Raw genomic sequence first — 17,257 nt, forward strand, 5'->3', positions numbered from 1 at the left:
ATCAATACCATGAAACCTGCAGTCACATTTCTAATACTCCTACTTTGTAAGGTGGGTCTAGCGCAACACATCAAGACGTTTTACTATGTTGAACCTACCTCAAAAGATTTACCGGTGTTTGTCCGGGGAAATTTAGATGATAAGACCATTCTACTCTATGTGCAGGGTGGTGATGCAGCCAACGGTATCGATTTTGGACGTTCCGATTATCCGAGATGGAAAAAAACATTGGAAAAGCATGTTGCCATCGCTTATTTCGATCAAAGAGGTCTTAATAAACCGGTAAAGAAAATAGATACTTCTAACATTAACCAAATTCAAAACTTGAAGGATATCCTAAATATTGCACAATCCTTAAAAGAGAAATTCAATGCAAGGATATATTTATTTGGTCATAGCAATGGGGGCAGGCATGTGTTGGAAACACTGGGTAGATTTCCCGAAGAAAGTGGGTTTATCACTGGAGGTATAGCTTTTAATACGCCCATTACCACGGATTTCTCTTCAAAACGGTACAATTACTATCGTCCACTATATCTTAAAAACTTGGCCCGGGAAAAAATGGCCGATAGGGGTAATACGGGTTATTGGGAAGAGGCATTTGAATGGATGGAGAATCGGGATTCTATCCAAACCGCAGAAGACTCCAAAAGATGGAATGCCTATGTTGACAGTGCTTTTGAACCGGCCAAGCGCAGCATTGGATTGGGCATGGTTTTCAAAACTGTTTTCGCTCGGCCCTATAATCCGATCAAATACTTGAACAATAAGGACAATAAGTTCGTTGGTGATCACCTTTGGTATGCTCAAAAAAAGGTATGGGATGAAAACAGACAAACCCCACTATGGGCTTTTTTGCCCAAAATCCAGAAGCCTATTCTATTGATTACCGGTAGATATGATGCGATTTCAGTACCGGAAGAAATGGAAGATGCCCATCAATTGCTAACCGATTCTAAACTTAAAATCATTCAAAATGCCGCACATGAGTCCTTTTTGGACCAACCGGAAGAATTCAATACGATTATTCTAAACTATATAAAACCCCAATCATGAGAAAATTCATTGCAGTTTTTTGTGTACTACTTTCCTATGGTGCCAGTTGTCAAACGATTCAAATTGATGCCAAAAACAACAATCTCAATCTGGACCGACTACGATTGGAGCGCAGTACTTACCTTGTGTATTTCCAGAATGAGCCGAACGCCCCCAAATACAATATAGAGGTTTGGGACCGGGATATACGGCAGACTGTTGAAAATACCTATACTATTAGCGGGGTTCGGCAGAACTATAAAGAAGTCCATAGGTATACGATTAGGGTGGGTCAAGGATTTCAGCCTATTTCAGAAGAAATCGTTGTAAATGATATGGATGAAAGCCGAAAAGATGAGCTGCGCAAGTACTACCACTTTAAAGATGATAAGGTCTTTACGGACAACGATACCGTCAAGCATAACCAAGCTCCCTTTACCATGGAAAATACGGCTTTGGCTTTCAATTGGGAATTGGACTTGGAAATACTAGGGATGCTTCCATTTGAGGATTATAAGCAGTTTGACATCAATTTTTATCATCCAGGTTCCAAATCAAAACCTGAATACCATACCTATCAAAAGGTAAGGGAAGAAAAGCTGTCCATTAATGATCAAGAATTCGGTTGTTGGGTACTGAAAATAGACCACAATGAGAATCAATGGAGCGAATTTTGGATAGATAAGCAAACGCGTAAGGTTTTGCTGATGCGTGATTTTTTCTACGGACGGTTTCGTTATAAAAAGTTGGTGATTTAAAGTGGATTTTGTAAGTGCCGGATCGTTAAAGACCTTTAATACTTATTTGATAATTGTTCTAAAAGATGTTAGAGTTTGGGATTGGTTCATATTCAAATTTTTTGTCAGTTCAGATGAGTGATATACGAACAAAAAAAGGGTAGATTTATTTGAATAGCCATTCAAATTTTTTTTTTTATACTTTTATTCTATCAAAGGAGGTCAAATTATATCTCAAATGCTCTTTTTTGGTTTTGTTGTGGTACTAGGTGCATAGACTTAAAAAATGCATATAAACAATTGAATAACAGTTATATAGGTAGGTAGTTATAAGACTGCCACCCCGACATAAAACCTGACAATCTTTAGATTGCCAGGTTTTTTTGTTTTAATATCCCCTGAATGATTGTTGACCCAAGTCGTTAAAAAAGTACCTCCAACGCGGACCAGCACAGTAGCAGTATTGAAGCGAAAATTCTTGAAACACAGTAAACTCCTATCTCTTTTTTAGATCAAACAAATCCGTTCTTCTGTCCTTAAGATTCCGAACGCTACCGAATTGATGAAGCTCCCTCAATAAATCGATGTCAAGGTCCGCAATCAAGATCATTTCCGTATTGGGCGTAGCTTCTGCCTTGATGCCATTGGTAGGAAAAGCAAAATCACAAGGTGTAAAAACCATGGATTGGGCATATTGGATGTCCATATTGTGCACATTGGGTAGGTTGCCCACACTTCCTGCAATGGCAACGTAACATTCGTTTTCTATGGCCCTTGCCTGTGAACAGTTCCTTACCCTTGAGTACCCATTTTGTGTATCGGTTAGGAAAGGTACAAACAATATATCCATGCCCTGGTCTGCCAATAACCTGCTCAATTCTGGAAACTCAGAGTCATAGCAAATGAGTATTCCTATTTTTCCACAATCCGTATCAAAAACTTTGAGTTGTTCGCCACCTTGCATGCCCCACACTTTGGCTTCATCGGGGGTCACATGCAATTTTTCATACCGCTCCGTGGTCCCGTCCCTTTTGCAGAGATAGCCCACATTGTACAGTTTGTCATTTCTAATCTCGGGCATGCTTCCCGCCACAATGTTGATGTTGTATGAAATGGCAAAATTCGAAAACCGTTGGACTATCTCGGAGGTGTGCATGGCCAACTTTCTAATGGCCTCGGATTCGCTCAAGTGATTGTCCTTGGCCATCAATGGTGCATTGAAAAACTCAGGGAACAAGGCAAAATCCGACCGATATCCTGCTACAGCATCAATAAAGTATTCTGCTTGTTGCAGCAAGGCCTCGATATCCCGATAAGGTCTCATTTGCCATTGGATAAGCCCCAATCGAACCACCTTTTTCTTGATGGCCGCCTTTTTTGCAGGCTTTTCATAATAAATATTGTCCCATTCCAACAAGACGGCAAACTCTTTGGACAATACATCCCCTTCCAAATAACCTTTTAAGATACGTGCCGGGTGAAAATCATTGGACATCTGAAAGTTCAGAACGGGGTCGTGGATCTCTTTGCGCCTCACTTTTTCAATGTACTCCTTAGGGGACATCGTATCGGAATATTTGTGATAGTTAGGTATCCTACCGCCAAAGAGGATGCCCTTTAGGTTCAATTTTTCGCAGAGTTCCTTTCTGTAATCGTACAGACGCCTTCCAAGCCTCAATCCCCTGAACTCAGGTTTAATGAATACGTCGATGCCATAAAGCATATCGCCATCGTTATCATGGGAGTCGAAAGTATAATTGGCCGTTATTTCCTTATAGGAATGGTTGTCGTCAAACTTGTCATAGTCTACAATAATGGACAGTGCGCAACCCGCTATCTGGCCATTGACCTTGATTACCACCTGCCCTTCGGGAAACTTGGTCAAAAGGCTGCCGATATGGGCCTCCCTCCAATAAGCATCCGGCATTGAGGTATACGCTGTTTGCATCACATCTTTTATCTCCAAGTAATCCTCGATTTGGAGATACACTAGTTCAACCTTGTCTATGTCGCTTAATTTCATGTTATATGGGATGAAAAAATACAGCCCCTGCCCCAATGCCGAAGGCATTTTCTAAGGATTGTTCTTGGGTGCTGTATGTTTTTTGAAAAATTTCAGGGTTCTTGATCAACAATTGTTCTTGTTCACATCAGGCTGTGGTTTAAGGATGATTGATTTTGTATGTGTTTAAAAATACATCCATCGCTGTTTCCAAGTCGTCTTTGTTTTCCATAAAAGGAATATGTCCCGATGAACTTTTCCACAATACCATATTGGGGAATAAAACTCCTTTATAATGTTCAGGCCCTATGGTCCAATCATTCTCACCATAAAAAAACAACACTGGGATTTTAATAGCTGGAGTGAACGTTTTAAAATTAATCAAATAATCGTTGTGAACCATCCCAACGGCGCTGAAATCGTGGTTCCAATTGGGAATTTCCTGATAGGTGGCGTTCATTTTCGTTTGGTTCTCTTTTTGAATATTCACAGGTTTTCAAAGCTTTAAGTGTCCAACTTTGAGGGATACGTTACTGTCATTTGGAGATCGGTCAAAAATCGGTATGCCCATAAAGAATCCATCGCATAGGCCTCACTATGGTCCCTTAAATCACCTAAATCAGTCTTATCTTGGTGAAAATCCTCTACAGGGAATGAACGGGACTATTTGATGTCTTTGTCTGTGATTTGGTGTTTTCGCTGTCTGCAGGAAACCGTAAAATAAAATTAGTCCCCTTGCCCATTTCGCTCTCGCAAATGAGCTGGCCCCCGTTCATTTCCACAAAATCCTTGGCGATTACCAGACCAAAGCCAGTCCCTTTTTCGCCCTTGGTACCTTTCCTGATTTCGGGCCGTTTGTCGTTTTGAAGCCGTTGGTACCAATCCTTTTCCATGCCCATCCCAAAATCTTTAACCCCCAACTCAATATGTTCGCCTTGCTTTTGCGACCATAAAACGACCTTTTGCCCGTTATCACTGAACTTGATGGCGTTTGAGGTAAGATTTCGCAACACGACTTGCAACATGGTAGGGTCGATAACAAGAGTGGGTTGCGAAACCTCCATTTCAATAGTGATGTTTTTATCCTGGGCCATTCTGGAAAATTCATCTTTGATGGATTCCAATACCTTGTTCAAATCGCATTCCTCTTTATCCATTCCGACCCCATCCAACTGTTGGTAGGACCATTTCAACAAATCGTTGACCATGGAGACCTTATCGGAAATTTCGTTTTTAAGGTTTTCCGTTATCGGTTTGAGTTCGCTGTCTTCAATATCTTGTTGGATCAATTCGATAATGGTGACCACATTGTTCAAAGGGGCCCTTACGTCGTGTGAGAGCAATGAGAAAAGCTTGTTCTTGAGCTGATTGATTTTTTCGAGCTCTTCATTTTGGTCTTCCAATGCTTTTTTTGCCATCTGCAGGTCCGCTGTCTGCTTAGCCACTTCCGCTTCCAACCTTTTATTGGCGTTTACCTGCATTTGCATGTGTTGCTCCTCAATGGCCTTGTACTTAAATCCTATGATCAGCGAAAAAAGAATGAGCTGAAAGGTGACTAAAATGGAGGTGGTAAGGAGGATGGGATTGACATCGAAATCATAATACCGTTTTGCGAACCATGTTCCGATGTACAATAGGGCGGCCATCAGAATGGGAGTATAGGAATACAAATAATAACGGTTCAGTTCATGGGAACGAAACAATCGGATACCGGAAAAAATGTTCAGAAGTATCGCATACATCGCCATAAAAGCGGCCATCAATACCAAAAAATCGTTCAACCAACCTATTTGTGCTGTCAGGTGGTTGGTGATGTGCAACACGGGTAGACCAACCACAATTTGTTGGGTTACTTTGTAAATTTTTGATAAAAGCGGATGATTGTCAGCCGTTATGTTGAGGTAACTTTTGGTAAACAGCAAAAGGCCCGAGGTGGTGATCATGGCAGTGGTCAAGGATGCCTTGTCGGCAAGTACCGCAAACTCCCCTCCAAAAGCACCGTTCAAAAAAAAGTAAAGGCTCCAATGCAGGGTAAGCCCTAAAATCAAAATAAAATAGTACAGCAAGAGCCTGTGCTTCAATACAACGAACGAGAGCAGGTGGTATATCCCAAAAACGCCAAAAATCGATGTGAATACAACAGTGGTCAAGTACCTAAAATCAAATTGGTCCATCAGGTAAACGAAATTGGTTAAGTACTTATTTCATGAGTATATAAAAAAGCCCTTATTGGGCTAGTCTAAAATAACCATTTTTTTTAATTGTAAAGCTAGGCTTACGATTGCTGGTTATTCTATGGGTTGAACGACCTTATTGGCCTTAAAGCTGTACAGATAGGGCGCCTTGTGGGCATTTCCCGAGAACCTTTTTTCATGCCGTACCAGCGTGTTTGAGCTCAACATCTTTCGCTGGAAGCCGCTACGATTAAGTGATGTACCATAAATGGCCTCGTAAACTTGTTGTAGCTCTTTCATGGTAAACTTTTCAGGAAGCAAGTTGGTTCCAAGTAATTTCTTTTCCAGATTTTCCCGAAGGGTCTCCAAGGCTTTTTCAATAATGGTCTTATGGTCCATCATCAGGGGTGGAAGCTCATCCAGCGAATACCAATCGATTCCATCCGATAAAGGATCTGGTTTGGGCACTACTTTTTCAAAGTTGATCAACGCATAGTAGGCAACTGAAATAAACCTGCCCAAGAGCCACTGATGGGATGCCGGATCAAGACCGTTCATTTCCAAAATCCGTTTCATGGGTTCTGGGTCGGCACGGTTGGCCTCGCCAAACGTCTGAAACTGCTCCAAATAAATATCTGTTAGTCCCGTTCGCTCCCTAACCCCATTTTTAACGGCTTCATCCAAGTTCTCATCGCGCCGGATAAAGCCTCCTGGCAGGGCAAAGAGACCGGTGTTTCTGTATTCCAATATCAGTATTTTGAGCTTTTTGCCGTTAAACCCGAAAATAACGGAGTCAAAAGCCAGATTTGGGATATAATCCTCTTGTTGTAGTGTTTGCTTTTTAAGGGTCAAATCGAAATTTTTCTAAATAAAGTACAATTTTACATAAAAACAAAGTATTATTGTAACACTATGTAACAATAGAAAATCAAGGAACAATGAAAAAACAACTATTTGCCATAATGGTAGTTCTTTTTGGAATATCGGGACTTACCGCACAGCACGAAAATGCATTCCCTGTTCAGGTCACCCTCGAAAAAGGGATTATAGAAGGTTTATATGATACCCATACAGGAATTCAAAAATACTTTGGGATTCCTTTTGCCAAACCACCTGTAGGGGAACTACGTTGGAAAGCTCCTCAGCCTTTGGATGCTTGGGAGGGCGTTAAAGAAACCAAGGCTTTTGGTCCAAGACCCATGCAGACCATGGTTTTTGGCGACATGAAATCACGGTCCAACGGCGTAAGCGAGGACTGTCTCTACCTCAATGTATGGACGCCGGCCAAACGAACCGATAAAAATCTTCCTGTACTGGTTTATTTTTATGGCGGAGGCAATGTGGCCGGTGATGCGTCGGAGTATCGATATGACGGTGAGAGCATGGCAAAAAAAGGTATCGTTGTGGTTACCACCAACTATCGTCTAAATATTTTTGGAAACTTTGCCCATCCAGAACTTTCTGCAGAAGCACCTTATAAAGCTTCCGGAAATTATGGTCAATTGGATCAAAACATGGCCTTGAAATGGGTACGGGACAACATTGCCGCATTTGGAGGCAATCCAAACCAAGTGACCATTGCTGGGGAGTCGGCAGGTTCCATTGGCGTAAGCGTACAGATGGCTTCCCCACTGTCTAAAGATTTGATCAATGGGGCAATAGGGGAGAGCGGTGCTGCCATTCCACCAACCATGGCTCCAGTGCCATTGGCCGAGGCCGAAAAACAAGGAGCACAATTTTTGGAAAGCGTAGGCATTGAAAGCATCGCCGAACTGCGGAAGATGAGTACCCGTGAGATTTATGAAATCTACACCGAATCCCAGCGATTTGGATTTCCCATGGTGATCGACGGCTATTTGCTTCCCAAGCCATTGACCGATATTTTTGCCTCAAAGGAACAGGCACAAGTACCGCTGTTGGTCGGATGGAATTCCGCGGAAATCCCGGGAATGGCTTTTACCCAAGGTCCCATTACCCAAGATGGATTTGTGGCTAAGGTAAGGGAGGCGTATCCAAAAGACTACCAAAAAGTATTGGAGCTATATCCCCATAGTACGGCTGAGGAGCTTCAATGGGCCGCCACCAACTTGGCGTCCGACCGTTTTATCGCTTACAGCACTTGGAAATGGTTCGATTTGCACCGTGATCACAGCGACCAGCCCGTTTATCGTTATTTGTACAGCAAAATAAGACCACCGCTAAGAGATCAAAATTTAATGTCTGGATTGGCAGGGGGAACTGTAGAGCGAAATTCCGATGCACCACCAATGCCCAAAGCTATTGGTGCGCCTCATGCTGCAGAAATCGAGTACGCTATGGGTAATCTGCGCCTTGTGGACGATTATGCTTGGACCGCAGAGGATTACAAAGCTTCCAAGACCATGCAGGAGTTCTTTGCCAATTTCATCAAAAATGGAAACCCCAATGGTGAGGCCCTTCCTGACTGGGAAGCTGCGGAAAAAAACGACAACACCCCACCTGTAATGATCATCGATACGGAAAGTAAACTGACCGAGGCTACCGATGACACACGATATGAGTTCTTGGATAAGAACTATAACAACTGATGTTGCTAGGATGTTTGACTCCCCCTAAAGTTGGGTCCCGGGTAAAACGGGACCCTAACTAAGGGCTTTTTAAGAAGATCGAACCCCGAAATATTTTTTATCGGTTCCCGATACAACCTACGCGATTTTTTACGTCCTTTGATTCGTAATTTAAGTGTCTTGCCTTAGGCAAAAGACCATGATTGCGAACACACTATCGGGGATTTTGGCTTACTTGGAGTCCATGTCCAAAATCATCTACGGCGTAGGTTCCCGACAAATGATGCTGACTCCCTGGAATAACGGAACCGAGACTTCTTTTCCTTTGGTTCACACGTATTCATTTGATGTTTTGCCCTTCCCGTTCGGGAGGTTATATATCCCTTTTTTCACAAGGCATTATCTTATTTACGGTTCAATCAACTAAATTCTTATTGTGATGAAAAACATGATTATATTATTGACATTGGTGTTGTCTTTATCGCCCATGGTACAAGAGCAGACCATAACTGCCACTTACAACGGTTTTGAGGATGACACTTATTATTTTTCGGGTGAAGATGGAAACCCATATGAATTCCAAGATGTGGACGATTCCGTATGGGACAGTTTTGATTTGTTGGATGCATCCACGGTAGACCGTTTATATAAAGTGAGCTATACCATAGACGAGGAGTTGGACGATGAAACGGGCGACACGTACGAAAGTTATCGCATCACAAAATTGGTTTTGATTAAATAACCATAGCTATTTGAACAGAATTGCACATGTTGCAAGCATACATAAATGATAGAAAAAGAAAGTAAAGAAGACCCCTCGGCGAAACGCCGAAAAAAAAGTTCCCAAATCGGAAAAAAAATGTTGTTTGTTTCTCGATGGGGAGAGATTCTGGACATAGCCCTGGCCGTTAAAAATGAGGGCTATCAGGTTAAAATGTTCATAGAAGATAGGGCATCGCGTGAAATTGGCAATGGTTTTGTAGCCAAGGCCACCGACTGGAGAAAGCATATAGAGTGGGCGGATTGTATTGTATTCGATTATACGGGCTACGGAAAGGAATGTGAAGAATTGAGGGCTGCCGGAAAATTGGTCTTTGGGGGTACCCCGTATACCGACCGATTGGAGCTTGATCGTAATTTTGGACAATCGGAACTTCGGCGGCACAAGATCAAAACCTTGGCATCCAAGGATTTTGATTCCTTTTCAGAAGCCATTGCTCACATCCAAGCACATCCCAATGCCTACGTTTTAAAACCATCGGGGGAGACCCAGGAATTAAAGCAACTCTTATTTGTGGGCAACGACGATCGTGGTCTGGACGTGATTCGTATGTTGTACGCCTATGAAAAATCGTGGGGAGATCGCTTCGGCACTTTTCAATTGCAGCACAAGGTCAAAGGAATCGAGGTAGCCATCGGAGCCTATTTTAACGGAACCCGTTTTTTGACCCCGGTTAACATTACGTTTGAGCATAAAAAATTATTTCCAAAGGAATTGGGCGTATCCACAGGGGAGATGGGAACCAGTATGTTCTGGACAACCGATTCCCCTTTGTTCCAAAAAACACTAAAACCCTTTGAACGGACCCTCGCCGAGCAAGGTTTTCGTGGACATATCGACGTAAACTGCATCGTTAACGGGGTAGGTATCTATCCGTTGGAATTCACCTCACGTTTTGGATATCCGCAGGTCTTTATTCAGCGGTCGGGCATTTTGGAATCCTTCGGAGGAATGCTCCAAGGGGTGGCAGCGGGCACCCAAAATCAGATTCAGGTCAAAAAAGGGTTTCAAGTTGGGGCCTACATCGTGGTTCCACCTTTCCCTTATGATGATAAAAAGACCTTTGAGCTTTTTTCAAAGGATGCCGTAGTGGTATTCAAAAAGGACCAAATGGATGGAGTACATCCGATGCACGTTAAAAAAGTCAATGATCAATGGCTCATCACCGGGAATACGGGGATTGCTGTTTTGGTAACGGGGTCGGGCATTACCATGCGAGATGCACAGCGAAGCATGTACAATCGCATTCAAAACGTTATCGTCAACAATGGGTATTACCGCACTGATATCGGTGATCGTTGGCTGGAGGATTCTGATAAATTATGGTCATGGGGTCTGCTGTAGGTTCTGGTCAACATCAAAAACAGTTTTTAAAGTGGGAGGGCCCACTGGATAGCTTTACGGCAGCCATGCCAGAGGATTGGCCTCCTTATTTTCAACAATGTATTGCGGAATCCCGAGATGCCATGGAACTGTTTGTGATCACCGAAAAGGATTGTATTGTTGCGGGTGGCATGGTGTTCGAAGGTCTCCCCGCCGACATGCAGGTATTTGATGATGATGTAAGACCCTATATTGAAAAAGGATACCTCTACATAGGGTATCTATTTGTAGACCAGGCCCACAGAGGAAAACAGTTGGGAAGCCTTTGGTTGACCTGCATTAAGGGGCTTTATCGCAGTAAAGGATTTTGGCTGACCGTTGAGGAGCCCGGTCTCAGGGAGTTTTACGAAAAGAATGGGTTTACATGGGTGAAAAGCCTTAAGAAAGAAGGTGATTCCGAAGAGTTGTTGCTCAGGGAACCGGATTGATTTTACAGACCATGTAATCAAAAAAACTTCAGAACAAACCTGGGTATAAACTTCAAGATTGACTATAACAGGCTTGATGGTGGACAATAGGTTGGAGTGTAAATCACGCTTGCTGTATAAAGGAAATCTTCAATTGAAACATTTCTGCCATTTTTCTAGCCCTGAATTTGGCCTCTTCCGCCTTTTCACCTTCAAAAGAATCATCCAAAGTCTCGAAAAAAAGTGTTTTCCAGCGCTCAAAATGTTCGGCTCGCAAAGGAAGATGGGCATGCGGTGCAAAAGGACTGCCCTTGTAGGTATGTTCATCCAACAGCACGGTTTGCCAAAAGCGGTACATCTTTTCCAAGTGTTCGGGCCATCGGTCCTGAATGATATGATCGAAAATGGGACCCAATAAGGTATCCTTGCGGATTTTACCATAAAAGGTATCCACTATCAACTGTATATCTTCAATCGTTGCGATTTTTTTCTTTTCCATCATGTTGTTTTTGCTCAGATTAAATGTCCCAAGATGACCAATGTGCTAAAGCCCAGACTAAGTATCAATAGGTTAAAAGAGCTTATTGGTTTTAGCTGGGCCAGAACAGCGCCGTTGTATGCCATACAGAAAATGGTGATAAGAAAAAGCAAGACCATTTTTAGGATCATTTTGGTACTTCCCATCAAAAGGGCATGGCAGCCGCCGAACCTAAACAGCTCTGGCCTATAATGGCAATGGCGGCGTAGCCCATTTGTCCTCTTCTATATTCCCGAAAAAGTTTGGAATATATATTTTTCGGTACAACCGTACGATTATTCATAATATACCTATTGCATTAATCGAGCTTCCAATATCTCCGACTTGGGAAATAATATGTTGTTTTCCAAGTGGATATGGCGGTGCAAATCGTCCTCGAATTCCTTTAAAAGAGAGAATGTGACCCGATAGGTATTACAGGCATCCGATGGAGGGGTGTAATCCTGGCTTAATTCTGCTATCTGTCGAAATCGCTCCCCTTCGTTATCATGCTCCTGCATCATGACGTTAATAGGGGTTCGAACCGTTTCGGATGGTGCCTTGCCGTCACTTTTAAGATCAGATGGTCCATGGAGCATTTTCCGTATCCAAGGAAATAAAACGAGCTCCTCTTTTTTCATATGCATGGCCAATTCACCCGCTGAGGCATGGAAATGCTCCGAAATTTGATGCAGTTCGGGATGTTGTGCACCATGCACCTTGCAGAGTTTGGTCAGGTATTGCTTTAGGACGGGGATTTGCTGCTCCACATAGCGGTGGTGTTTTTTCTCGATATAATCGATAAGTAGGTCCAATGGCCAAGTCTTAAAGTCCGGCTGATCCGTTTTTTCAGAATTTTGCACAGCTTGAAGATCTTCCAATAGGTTTTCCAGTGTAATTCCCTTTGTGGTTACCACCTCGGATAACGTGCGGTTTCCTTTGCAGCAAAAATCAATTTTATGGTTTTTGAATACTTGTGCGGTGCGGTAATCTTCCGCTACCCATTCTCCTATTGTTTTTTCGATTGTATTGTTCATAGTACTAGGGGTTTTTATAATTCGGATAAAATTGTCTTTTTTTAGTTTAAATTTTTTTATCGTTTCAGATAGGTCAAGCCTTCTTCCAGGCCAACGGCCAATTCGTAGAGACTGGTGGTTCTGAGCATGGTGCTAAGATTGTTGCGGATGTCCAAAAATCTATCATGAAGGGGACAGGGTTTATGTTCGTTGCATTCTTTGAGGCCAAGACCGCAGCCCATATAGATTTTGTCTCCATCAATGGCCTTTACTATCATGTTCAGTTTAACGGTATCCATATCTTCCCGTTCAATCTCAAAACCTCCGTGGGGTCCTTTTACCGAACGTACGATGTTGTTTCTAGTGAGCTGCTGCAAAATTTTGGCCGTAAAGGCGACAGGTGAATCTATTTCCTCCGCGATTTCACCGACGCTTACACGCCTGCCTTCCAATGATTGCAGGGCAATGTAAACCGCTGACCGAATACCATATTCACAGGCTTTTGAAAACATCATAGGAACCTTTTGTCAATACAAAGATAAACCAAAAAATTAAATCGGACAAAAATGTCTTTTATTATTTTCAGTATGTTTTTCATCTCAATGGATTCAAATATAAACTATTATGGGTATCGATGTAATAGGGCTCCATAAAAAAAATCAATGGTGAAATCGATTCTTGGATAACATCAAAATCAATCCAATGGGCATAAGCATACTCGCCAAGATCAGGATTACCGCGTAATTACCGAGGGGTTCCCATTGCATCCATGCTGCTATTCCTTTATAAAAGATGAGCAGTTCGGAAAGAACGAAGCCCGAGAAATACCATACAAAGGGCCTTTGTGCAATTCTCATCAATCCATAATAATCCACAAAAAAGAACAGACCTATACTAACGACTCCCAAAAACGTCAAATGCAGATACCCTATGGTCAGGTCCATATAAATGGTGGCCAATCGGGCAAAATAGGGCAGGGCGGTAAGCAATTGAAGACTCATTTTCATGAGCCCGAGAATGACCACTATCCGCATGAGGGATATTTGAAGTTTCGATAAGGATAAAAGGTGGATTTTGTTCTTTACAAGAATTCCCAATTGTACAAAGGCATAACACTGAACCAAAGCGCCCAGTCCTGCTGCCACATATAAACCCATTGGCGGTTCGGTCCAAAGCACGGATAATGCAAAAGTGAGTACAATACCCCAATTGACCATCCTGAAAAACTGAGTGAAGCCTTTTTGGGGCAATTCGATACCCTTTTGTTCCAAGACGAATAAAAAAAGTGCTACCAAAGCGAGCACCATCCATCCATTGTATTGAAAGTGCAGGTAAAAGTAGATAGCCAATCGGTACCAAATGGATTGGGGTCCTAAGGTATTCATTATGGCCCCCAATGCCCATGGGCCTATACTGGAGATTACTAGATAAAGCAATGCGGCCTTGGCACACCGGAGTGCTTTACTTTGATTGAATTTCGGTTTGATGTTTTTCCAGAAATGGTACACATACACATAGGATACGATAAGAAATAGTGAGGAAAAGATGATGGAAAACAAGGCATATCCGGTAAACGGAAAGGTTAACAGCATTCCTATCAAAGTCCCTTGGGTACACCAGAAGATCCGTTGGTATGCTACGGATGAACCTTTTTTTTTCACAAAACAATAGTGGAGCAAGGTGGTCAGCCCCACATAAACCCACCCCAAAAGTGCAACATGTGAATGGGCATGGACCACGTATCGGTAATTGAATTGAAATCCGAATAAGGGAAAGGAGCGTAGCAGCAGGCCCAACAAGGCCGCAAGGCAGAAGTATAGCAATCCAAGCCGTACTTGTTTCCCATATCGTTTTTTATTCATCATACCTTATATGAATCAACGAATGTATCGATTTTTAAAAATCCTTTCGTTTGGCCTTGTACCTCAAGATTCCAATAGGCAATGCCGTCCAAAGCAATAGAATGGCCATTGAGGTGAGATAGCCAAGGTCGGTACCAAAGAATTTTTTGAAAATGGCTCCCGTATACCCCAAGAGGGCAGAAATATCCAGTTTGAGCAGTATCAAAATCCTGGAAAGATCAATGGGATTGAGCATGGTGGAAACTAGCGAAAATGTATCCAAGGGATACTCCTCAAAGATGATCAATGACATCAAAAAGAGTCCATCGTACACCACGGCCAAAAACAGCCAGAGCAACACAGCATAACCAAAACCTTTGATTTTGTTCTCATTTGAGATGGCAATCACAAACGAAAGCCCTACAAAAATAAAGGTGAGGAAGGCCCCGGTGACCAATAACAGTGAAAAATCGAAGATGGCATTGCTTCGCAACAATCCATATAGTAGAAATGGGATACCAAGGCCCAAGACCAAACTTAAGGTCAACGAGCCTGCGACCCCAAAATATTGTCCCATGAATATGGAGCTCCTTTTGATGGGTTGGGCCAACAACAGTTCGGTAAATTCCCTTGAATTGTAGTAGTACATCACACCAAAAATGGTTCCGATCAACGGAATCAGAACAATAATTACGTTCATAAGGGTAATCACCGCCTTGGATACATCATTGTTCAGAAACAGCAGTACAAAACCTAGAGCTAGGTAAAACAGAAAGTAGACATAGCTCCAACGGCTGCGTATCAGGTCGTAAAAACTGTATTTCAATATTTTGATCATGGCTTCTTGGTAGTTAAGGCCGCGATGGCGTGTTCAAAATTTATCTCGTTGGTCTGATCTAATAGTTTGCCAATACCTCCCTTGAAATAAATTTCACCTTCCAAGAGGTAGACGATTTCGTTGGCTATTTCTTCCACGAACTGCATAATATGGGAGGTGATCAAAATGGTCTTTCCGTTCGACTTTTCCTTTTGGATCAGCTCCTTTAAACGGATCAGTGCCAATGGGTCGAGTCCAGTTGTGGGCTCGTCCAAAATGATCAATGGACTGTCGAACATAAAGGTGAGCACAATATTTACCTTTTGCTTGGTGCCCCCCGATAGGGTGGACAATTTTTTGTCCAAAAACGGTTCCAGGCCAAAAAGGTCGATCAGTTCCTCTTCGGCACTGGTACTGTTTCTGAGGTCCTTGATCATATCGATCAGTTCTTGGACCTTGATGTTAGGGGGAAAATTGGCAATTTGGGGCAGATAATCAATCTGTTTACGATACTTCCATCCATGTTTGATGGGCCGATCCAGTACGGAAATTTCTCCTTGGTCGGGAATCACCATTCCCAAAATACTTTTGATCATGGTGGTTTTTCCAGAGCCATTGGGTCCAAGGATGGCATAAATGCGTCCTGGTTCAACGCTGAGGTTGACTCCTTTTAGGACGTGATTTTTTCCAAATCGTTTGTATAAATTCTCTATGGTTATGGTCATGGCCTCATCTGCATTAAGGGTTGGGCATCTTTTAAATTGTCGGGCGTAAATACGGGGGAGACCCTTTCCGAGAAATCGATGATATCCATAAAGAGGCTCCGCAGCAGTACAATGGTCTCGGGGGTTCTGTTAACCACATAGGAAAACAGTTTTACAGGACGGTAGGGTACATCGCCAATACCATCCTTGTCCAAATCGTAACCGGTATAGCTGCTCCAAAAATTGCCTTCGAACACATTGTCGTTCAGTTTACTGTTATAGGAGATGTCAAAGGAATTGTACAAAAAATTATTGGCTTCAAAACGGTTGGTATAGCAGGCGCCTACTACGCGGATGGCCCAGCCGTTACCAATAAAATCGTTGTTGGCATAGGTGATTCGGTTAGAACCCTCAATATTGATGCCAATAGTATTTTCCTCAAAGGTGTTTCCCGTGATTTCCGCATCATTGATTTCTTTGAGCAACATACCGTAGGCCGCAGTCCCCCAATTTTTTCGAAATATATTGTTTTCCATGGTAATGTGCTTGGAAAACATGACCGCCACTCCGGCACCATTGTTTTCAAAGGTATTTTTGGTATACACATCGTTGTTGGAGAACATAAAATGAAGACCATACCGCAAGTTGTCCATACTTACATTCTCACTGATGATGATTCGGTCCGAGAATTCCAGATAGATGCCGTCCCTGGTACCTTGTACATGGTTTTTGGTCACTTCCACGTCGGTGGAGTACCAAAGTTGGATACCATTTCCTGAATTGTATTCGTCCACAGCCTCACCGATAATTCTATTGTGGTACACCTTGCCGTGTGAGGATTTCTCCAAATAAATACCAAAGAACAGCTGTTCCAAAACCATGTTCCTTATCGTAAAATCTTTGCTTTGCACCACCCGAATGGCGGCGTTGTCCTTGGTGTAGCTTACCCCAACATTGATGACGAAAAGCCCATCCAAGGTAACATGGTCCGAGGTTACCCTGAAGATTTCTCCTTTTTCCTCCCCATCCACAATAGGATAATTGATTCCCTTGATCACCAAGGGTTTGTCCACCAAAATTTCGTATTCACGATACGTGCCCTTTTGTACCAGCAGGGTGTCGTAGGGCTGGGCGAGGGCAATGGTCTCTTTAAGGGAACTGTGCTCGCAGTCGCCACACACATTCCATGTTTTTGCCCAAACCAAAGGCGTCCACAGCAGGAGCAGTAGGGATAGGATAAATTTGTGATATGGATGGATTGTAGACATGAAGCAAGTACCGTTTATAAATTTCTGTG

Annotated in this window: 18 protein-coding genes; 7 read left to right on the forward strand and 11 right to left on the reverse strand. The window is 42.7% G+C overall.

Annotation, left to right across the window (positions count from 1 at the left end):
• The first annotated feature begins 9 nt into the window (after positions 1–9).
• Together RBB12_RS11900 and RBB12_RS11905 are read left to right on the forward strand one after the other, a co-directional pair.
• A complete protein-coding gene (locus RBB12_RS11900; RefSeq protein WP_306014199.1) occupies positions 10–1,056 on the forward strand; it encodes an alpha/beta hydrolase in 1,047 nt (348 codons plus the stop codon).
• Complete coding sequence (locus RBB12_RS11905; RefSeq protein ID WP_306014200.1) at positions 1,053–1,793, forward strand: hypothetical protein; 741 nt, start codon at positions 1,053–1,055, stop codon at positions 1,791–1,793. Before RBB12_RS11900 ends, RBB12_RS11905 begins: the two co-directional genes overlap by 4 nt.
• Positions 1,794–2,268: 475 nt before the next feature.
• Here the strand turns inward: RBB12_RS11905 and RBB12_RS11910 are convergent, their stop codons facing one another.
• From RBB12_RS11910 to RBB12_RS11925, 4 genes are all read right to left on the reverse strand, one after another.
• Positions 2,269–3,795, reverse strand: coding sequence for a carbon-nitrogen hydrolase family protein (locus RBB12_RS11910; RefSeq protein WP_179384666.1), 1,527 nt, complete (start codon positions 3,793–3,795; stop codon positions 2,269–2,271).
• A gap of 139 nt (positions 3,796–3,934) precedes the next feature.
• The gene (locus RBB12_RS11915) at positions 3,935–4,234 is read right to left on the reverse strand and encodes an alpha/beta fold hydrolase (protein WP_306014201.1); all 300 of its coding nucleotides are present in this window, start codon (positions 4,232–4,234) and stop codon (positions 3,935–3,937) included.
• Positions 4,235–4,418: 184 nt separating this feature from the next.
• Positions 4,419–5,948, reverse strand: a complete 1,530-nt coding sequence (locus tag RBB12_RS11920; protein WP_306014202.1) for a sensor histidine kinase — start codon at positions 5,946–5,948, stop codon at positions 4,419–4,421.
• 114 nt (positions 5,949–6,062) lie between these two features.
• Positions 6,063–6,800: an NUDIX hydrolase gene (locus tag RBB12_RS11925; protein ID WP_306014203.1), complete on the reverse strand. Its 738-nt coding sequence runs from the start codon at positions 6,798–6,800 to the stop codon at positions 6,063–6,065.
• A gap of 86 nt (positions 6,801–6,886) precedes the next feature.
• On the opposite strand from RBB12_RS11925, the gene RBB12_RS11930 reads away from it, so the two are divergent.
• The 4 genes from RBB12_RS11930 (at position 6,887) to RBB12_RS11945 (ending at position 11,086) form a co-directional block, all read left to right on the forward strand.
• Positions 6,887–8,515 carry a carboxylesterase/lipase family protein gene (locus RBB12_RS11930; protein WP_306014205.1) on the forward strand — a complete coding sequence of 543 codons (1,629 nt, stop codon included), beginning with the start codon at positions 6,887–6,889 and terminating at the stop codon, positions 8,513–8,515.
• Positions 8,516–8,933: 418 nt separating this feature from the next.
• Positions 8,934–9,236 (forward strand): hypothetical protein, encoded by a 303-nt coding sequence (locus tag RBB12_RS11935; protein ID WP_179384671.1) that lies wholly within the window; start codon positions 8,934–8,936, stop codon positions 9,234–9,236.
• Between the two features lie 117 nt (positions 9,237–9,353).
• Positions 9,354–10,619 carry a phosphoribosylamine--glycine ligase gene (locus RBB12_RS11940; RefSeq protein WP_306014206.1) on the forward strand — a complete coding sequence of 422 codons (1,266 nt, stop codon included), beginning with the start codon at positions 9,354–9,356 and terminating at the stop codon, positions 10,617–10,619.
• Positions 10,604–11,086 (forward strand): GNAT family N-acetyltransferase, encoded by a 483-nt coding sequence (locus tag RBB12_RS11945; protein ID WP_306014207.1) that lies wholly within the window; start codon positions 10,604–10,606, stop codon positions 11,084–11,086. The genes RBB12_RS11940 and RBB12_RS11945 overlap by 16 nt, the downstream gene beginning before the upstream one ends.
• A gap of 103 nt (positions 11,087–11,189) precedes the next feature.
• On the opposite strand, the gene RBB12_RS11950 is transcribed toward RBB12_RS11945, so the two are convergent.
• Positions 11,190–11,567: a group III truncated hemoglobin gene (locus RBB12_RS11950; RefSeq protein ID WP_306014208.1), complete on the reverse strand. Its 378-nt coding sequence runs from the start codon at positions 11,565–11,567 to the stop codon at positions 11,190–11,192.
• 30 nt (positions 11,568–11,597) lie between these two features.
• On the opposite strand from RBB12_RS11950, the gene RBB12_RS11955 reads away from it, so the two are divergent.
• A complete protein-coding gene (locus tag RBB12_RS11955; RefSeq protein ID WP_306014209.1) occupies positions 11,598–11,795 on the forward strand; it encodes a hypothetical protein in 198 nt (65 codons plus the stop codon).
• A gap of 98 nt (positions 11,796–11,893) precedes the next feature.
• Here the strand turns inward: RBB12_RS11955 and ric are convergent, their stop codons facing one another.
• The 6 genes from ric to RBB12_RS11985 all read right to left on the reverse strand — a co-directional run bounded on the left by ric (position 11,894) and on the right by RBB12_RS11985 (position 17,228).
• A complete protein-coding gene (gene ric / locus RBB12_RS11960; RefSeq protein ID WP_306014210.1) occupies positions 11,894–12,619 on the reverse strand; it encodes an iron-sulfur cluster repair di-iron protein in 726 nt (241 codons plus the stop codon).
• Between the two features lie 56 nt (positions 12,620–12,675).
• Positions 12,676–13,110 (reverse strand): Rrf2 family transcriptional regulator, encoded by a 435-nt coding sequence (locus tag RBB12_RS11965; RefSeq protein ID WP_306014320.1) that lies wholly within the window; start codon positions 13,108–13,110, stop codon positions 12,676–12,678.
• A 147-nt stretch (positions 13,111–13,257) separates the two neighbouring features.
• Positions 13,258–14,460, reverse strand: coding sequence for a hypothetical protein (locus tag RBB12_RS11970; protein ID WP_306014211.1), 1,203 nt, complete (start codon positions 14,458–14,460; stop codon positions 13,258–13,260).
• Between the two features lie 34 nt (positions 14,461–14,494).
• Positions 14,495–15,277, reverse strand: coding sequence for an ABC transporter permease (locus RBB12_RS11975; protein WP_306014213.1), 783 nt, complete (start codon positions 15,275–15,277; stop codon positions 14,495–14,497).
• Complete coding sequence (locus RBB12_RS11980; protein ID WP_306014215.1) at positions 15,274–15,981, reverse strand: ABC transporter ATP-binding protein; 708 nt, start codon at positions 15,979–15,981, stop codon at positions 15,274–15,276. Before RBB12_RS11980 ends, RBB12_RS11975 begins: the two co-directional genes overlap by 4 nt.
• Positions 15,978–17,228 (reverse strand): nitrous oxide reductase family maturation protein NosD, encoded by a 1,251-nt coding sequence (locus RBB12_RS11985; protein WP_306014216.1) that lies wholly within the window; start codon positions 17,226–17,228, stop codon positions 15,978–15,980. The genes RBB12_RS11980 and RBB12_RS11985 overlap by 4 nt, the downstream gene beginning before the upstream one ends.
• Positions 17,229–17,257 lie beyond the last annotated feature (29 nt).

The organism is Allomuricauda sp. MMSF_3307 (assembly GCF_030733585.1).
Lineage (GTDB): Bacteria > Bacteroidota > Bacteroidia > Flavobacteriales > Flavobacteriaceae > Flagellimonas.

Bases quoted from the DNA above. Each gene is read 5' to 3' on its own strand.
- RBB12_RS11975 (WP_306014213.1), bottom strand. From the start codon at position 15,277: ATGATCAAAATATTGAAATACAGTTTTTACGACCTGATACGCAGCCGT.
- RBB12_RS11905 (WP_306014200.1), top strand. From the start codon at position 1,053: ATGAGAAAATTCATTGCAGTTTTTTGTGTACTACTTTCCTATGGTGCC.
- RBB12_RS11970 (WP_306014211.1), bottom strand. From the start codon at position 14,460: ATGAATAAAAAACGATATGGGAAACAAGTACGGCTTGGATTGCTATAC.
- RBB12_RS11940 (WP_306014206.1), top strand. From the start codon at position 9,354: ATGTTGTTTGTTTCTCGATGGGGAGAGATTCTGGACATAGCCCTGGCC.
- RBB12_RS11985 (WP_306014216.1), bottom strand. From the start codon at position 17,228: ATGTCTACAATCCATCCATATCACAAATTTATCCTATCCCTACTGCTC.
- RBB12_RS11915 (WP_306014201.1), bottom strand. From the start codon at position 4,234: ATGAACGCCACCTATCAGGAAATTCCCAATTGGAACCACGATTTCAGC.
- RBB12_RS11980 (WP_306014215.1), bottom strand. From the start codon at position 15,981: ATGACCATAACCATAGAGAATTTATACAAACGATTTGGAAAAAATCAC.
- RBB12_RS11935 (WP_179384671.1), top strand. From the start codon at position 8,934: ATGAAAAACATGATTATATTATTGACATTGGTGTTGTCTTTATCGCCC.
- RBB12_RS11910 (WP_179384666.1), bottom strand. From the start codon at position 3,795: ATGAAATTAAGCGACATAGACAAGGTTGAACTAGTGTATCTCCAAATC.
- RBB12_RS11920 (WP_306014202.1), bottom strand. From the start codon at position 5,948: ATGGACCAATTTGATTTTAGGTACTTGACCACTGTTGTATTCACATCG.
- RBB12_RS11965 (WP_306014320.1), bottom strand. From the start codon at position 13,110: ATGTTTTCAAAAGCCTGTGAATATGGTATTCGGTCAGCGGTTTACATT.
- RBB12_RS11950 (WP_306014208.1), bottom strand. From the start codon at position 11,567: ATGATGGAAAAGAAAAAAATCGCAACGATTGAAGATATACAGTTGATA.
- ric (WP_306014210.1), bottom strand. From the start codon at position 12,619: ATGAACAATACAATCGAAAAAACAATAGGAGAATGGGTAGCGGAAGAT.
- RBB12_RS11955 (WP_306014209.1), top strand. From the start codon at position 11,598: ATGACCAATGTGCTAAAGCCCAGACTAAGTATCAATAGGTTAAAAGAG.
- RBB12_RS11900 (WP_306014199.1), top strand. From the start codon at position 10: ATGAAACCTGCAGTCACATTTCTAATACTCCTACTTTGTAAGGTGGGT.
- RBB12_RS11945 (WP_306014207.1), top strand. From the start codon at position 10,604: ATGGGGTCTGCTGTAGGTTCTGGTCAACATCAAAAACAGTTTTTAAAG.
- RBB12_RS11930 (WP_306014205.1), top strand. From the start codon at position 6,887: ATGAAAAAACAACTATTTGCCATAATGGTAGTTCTTTTTGGAATATCG.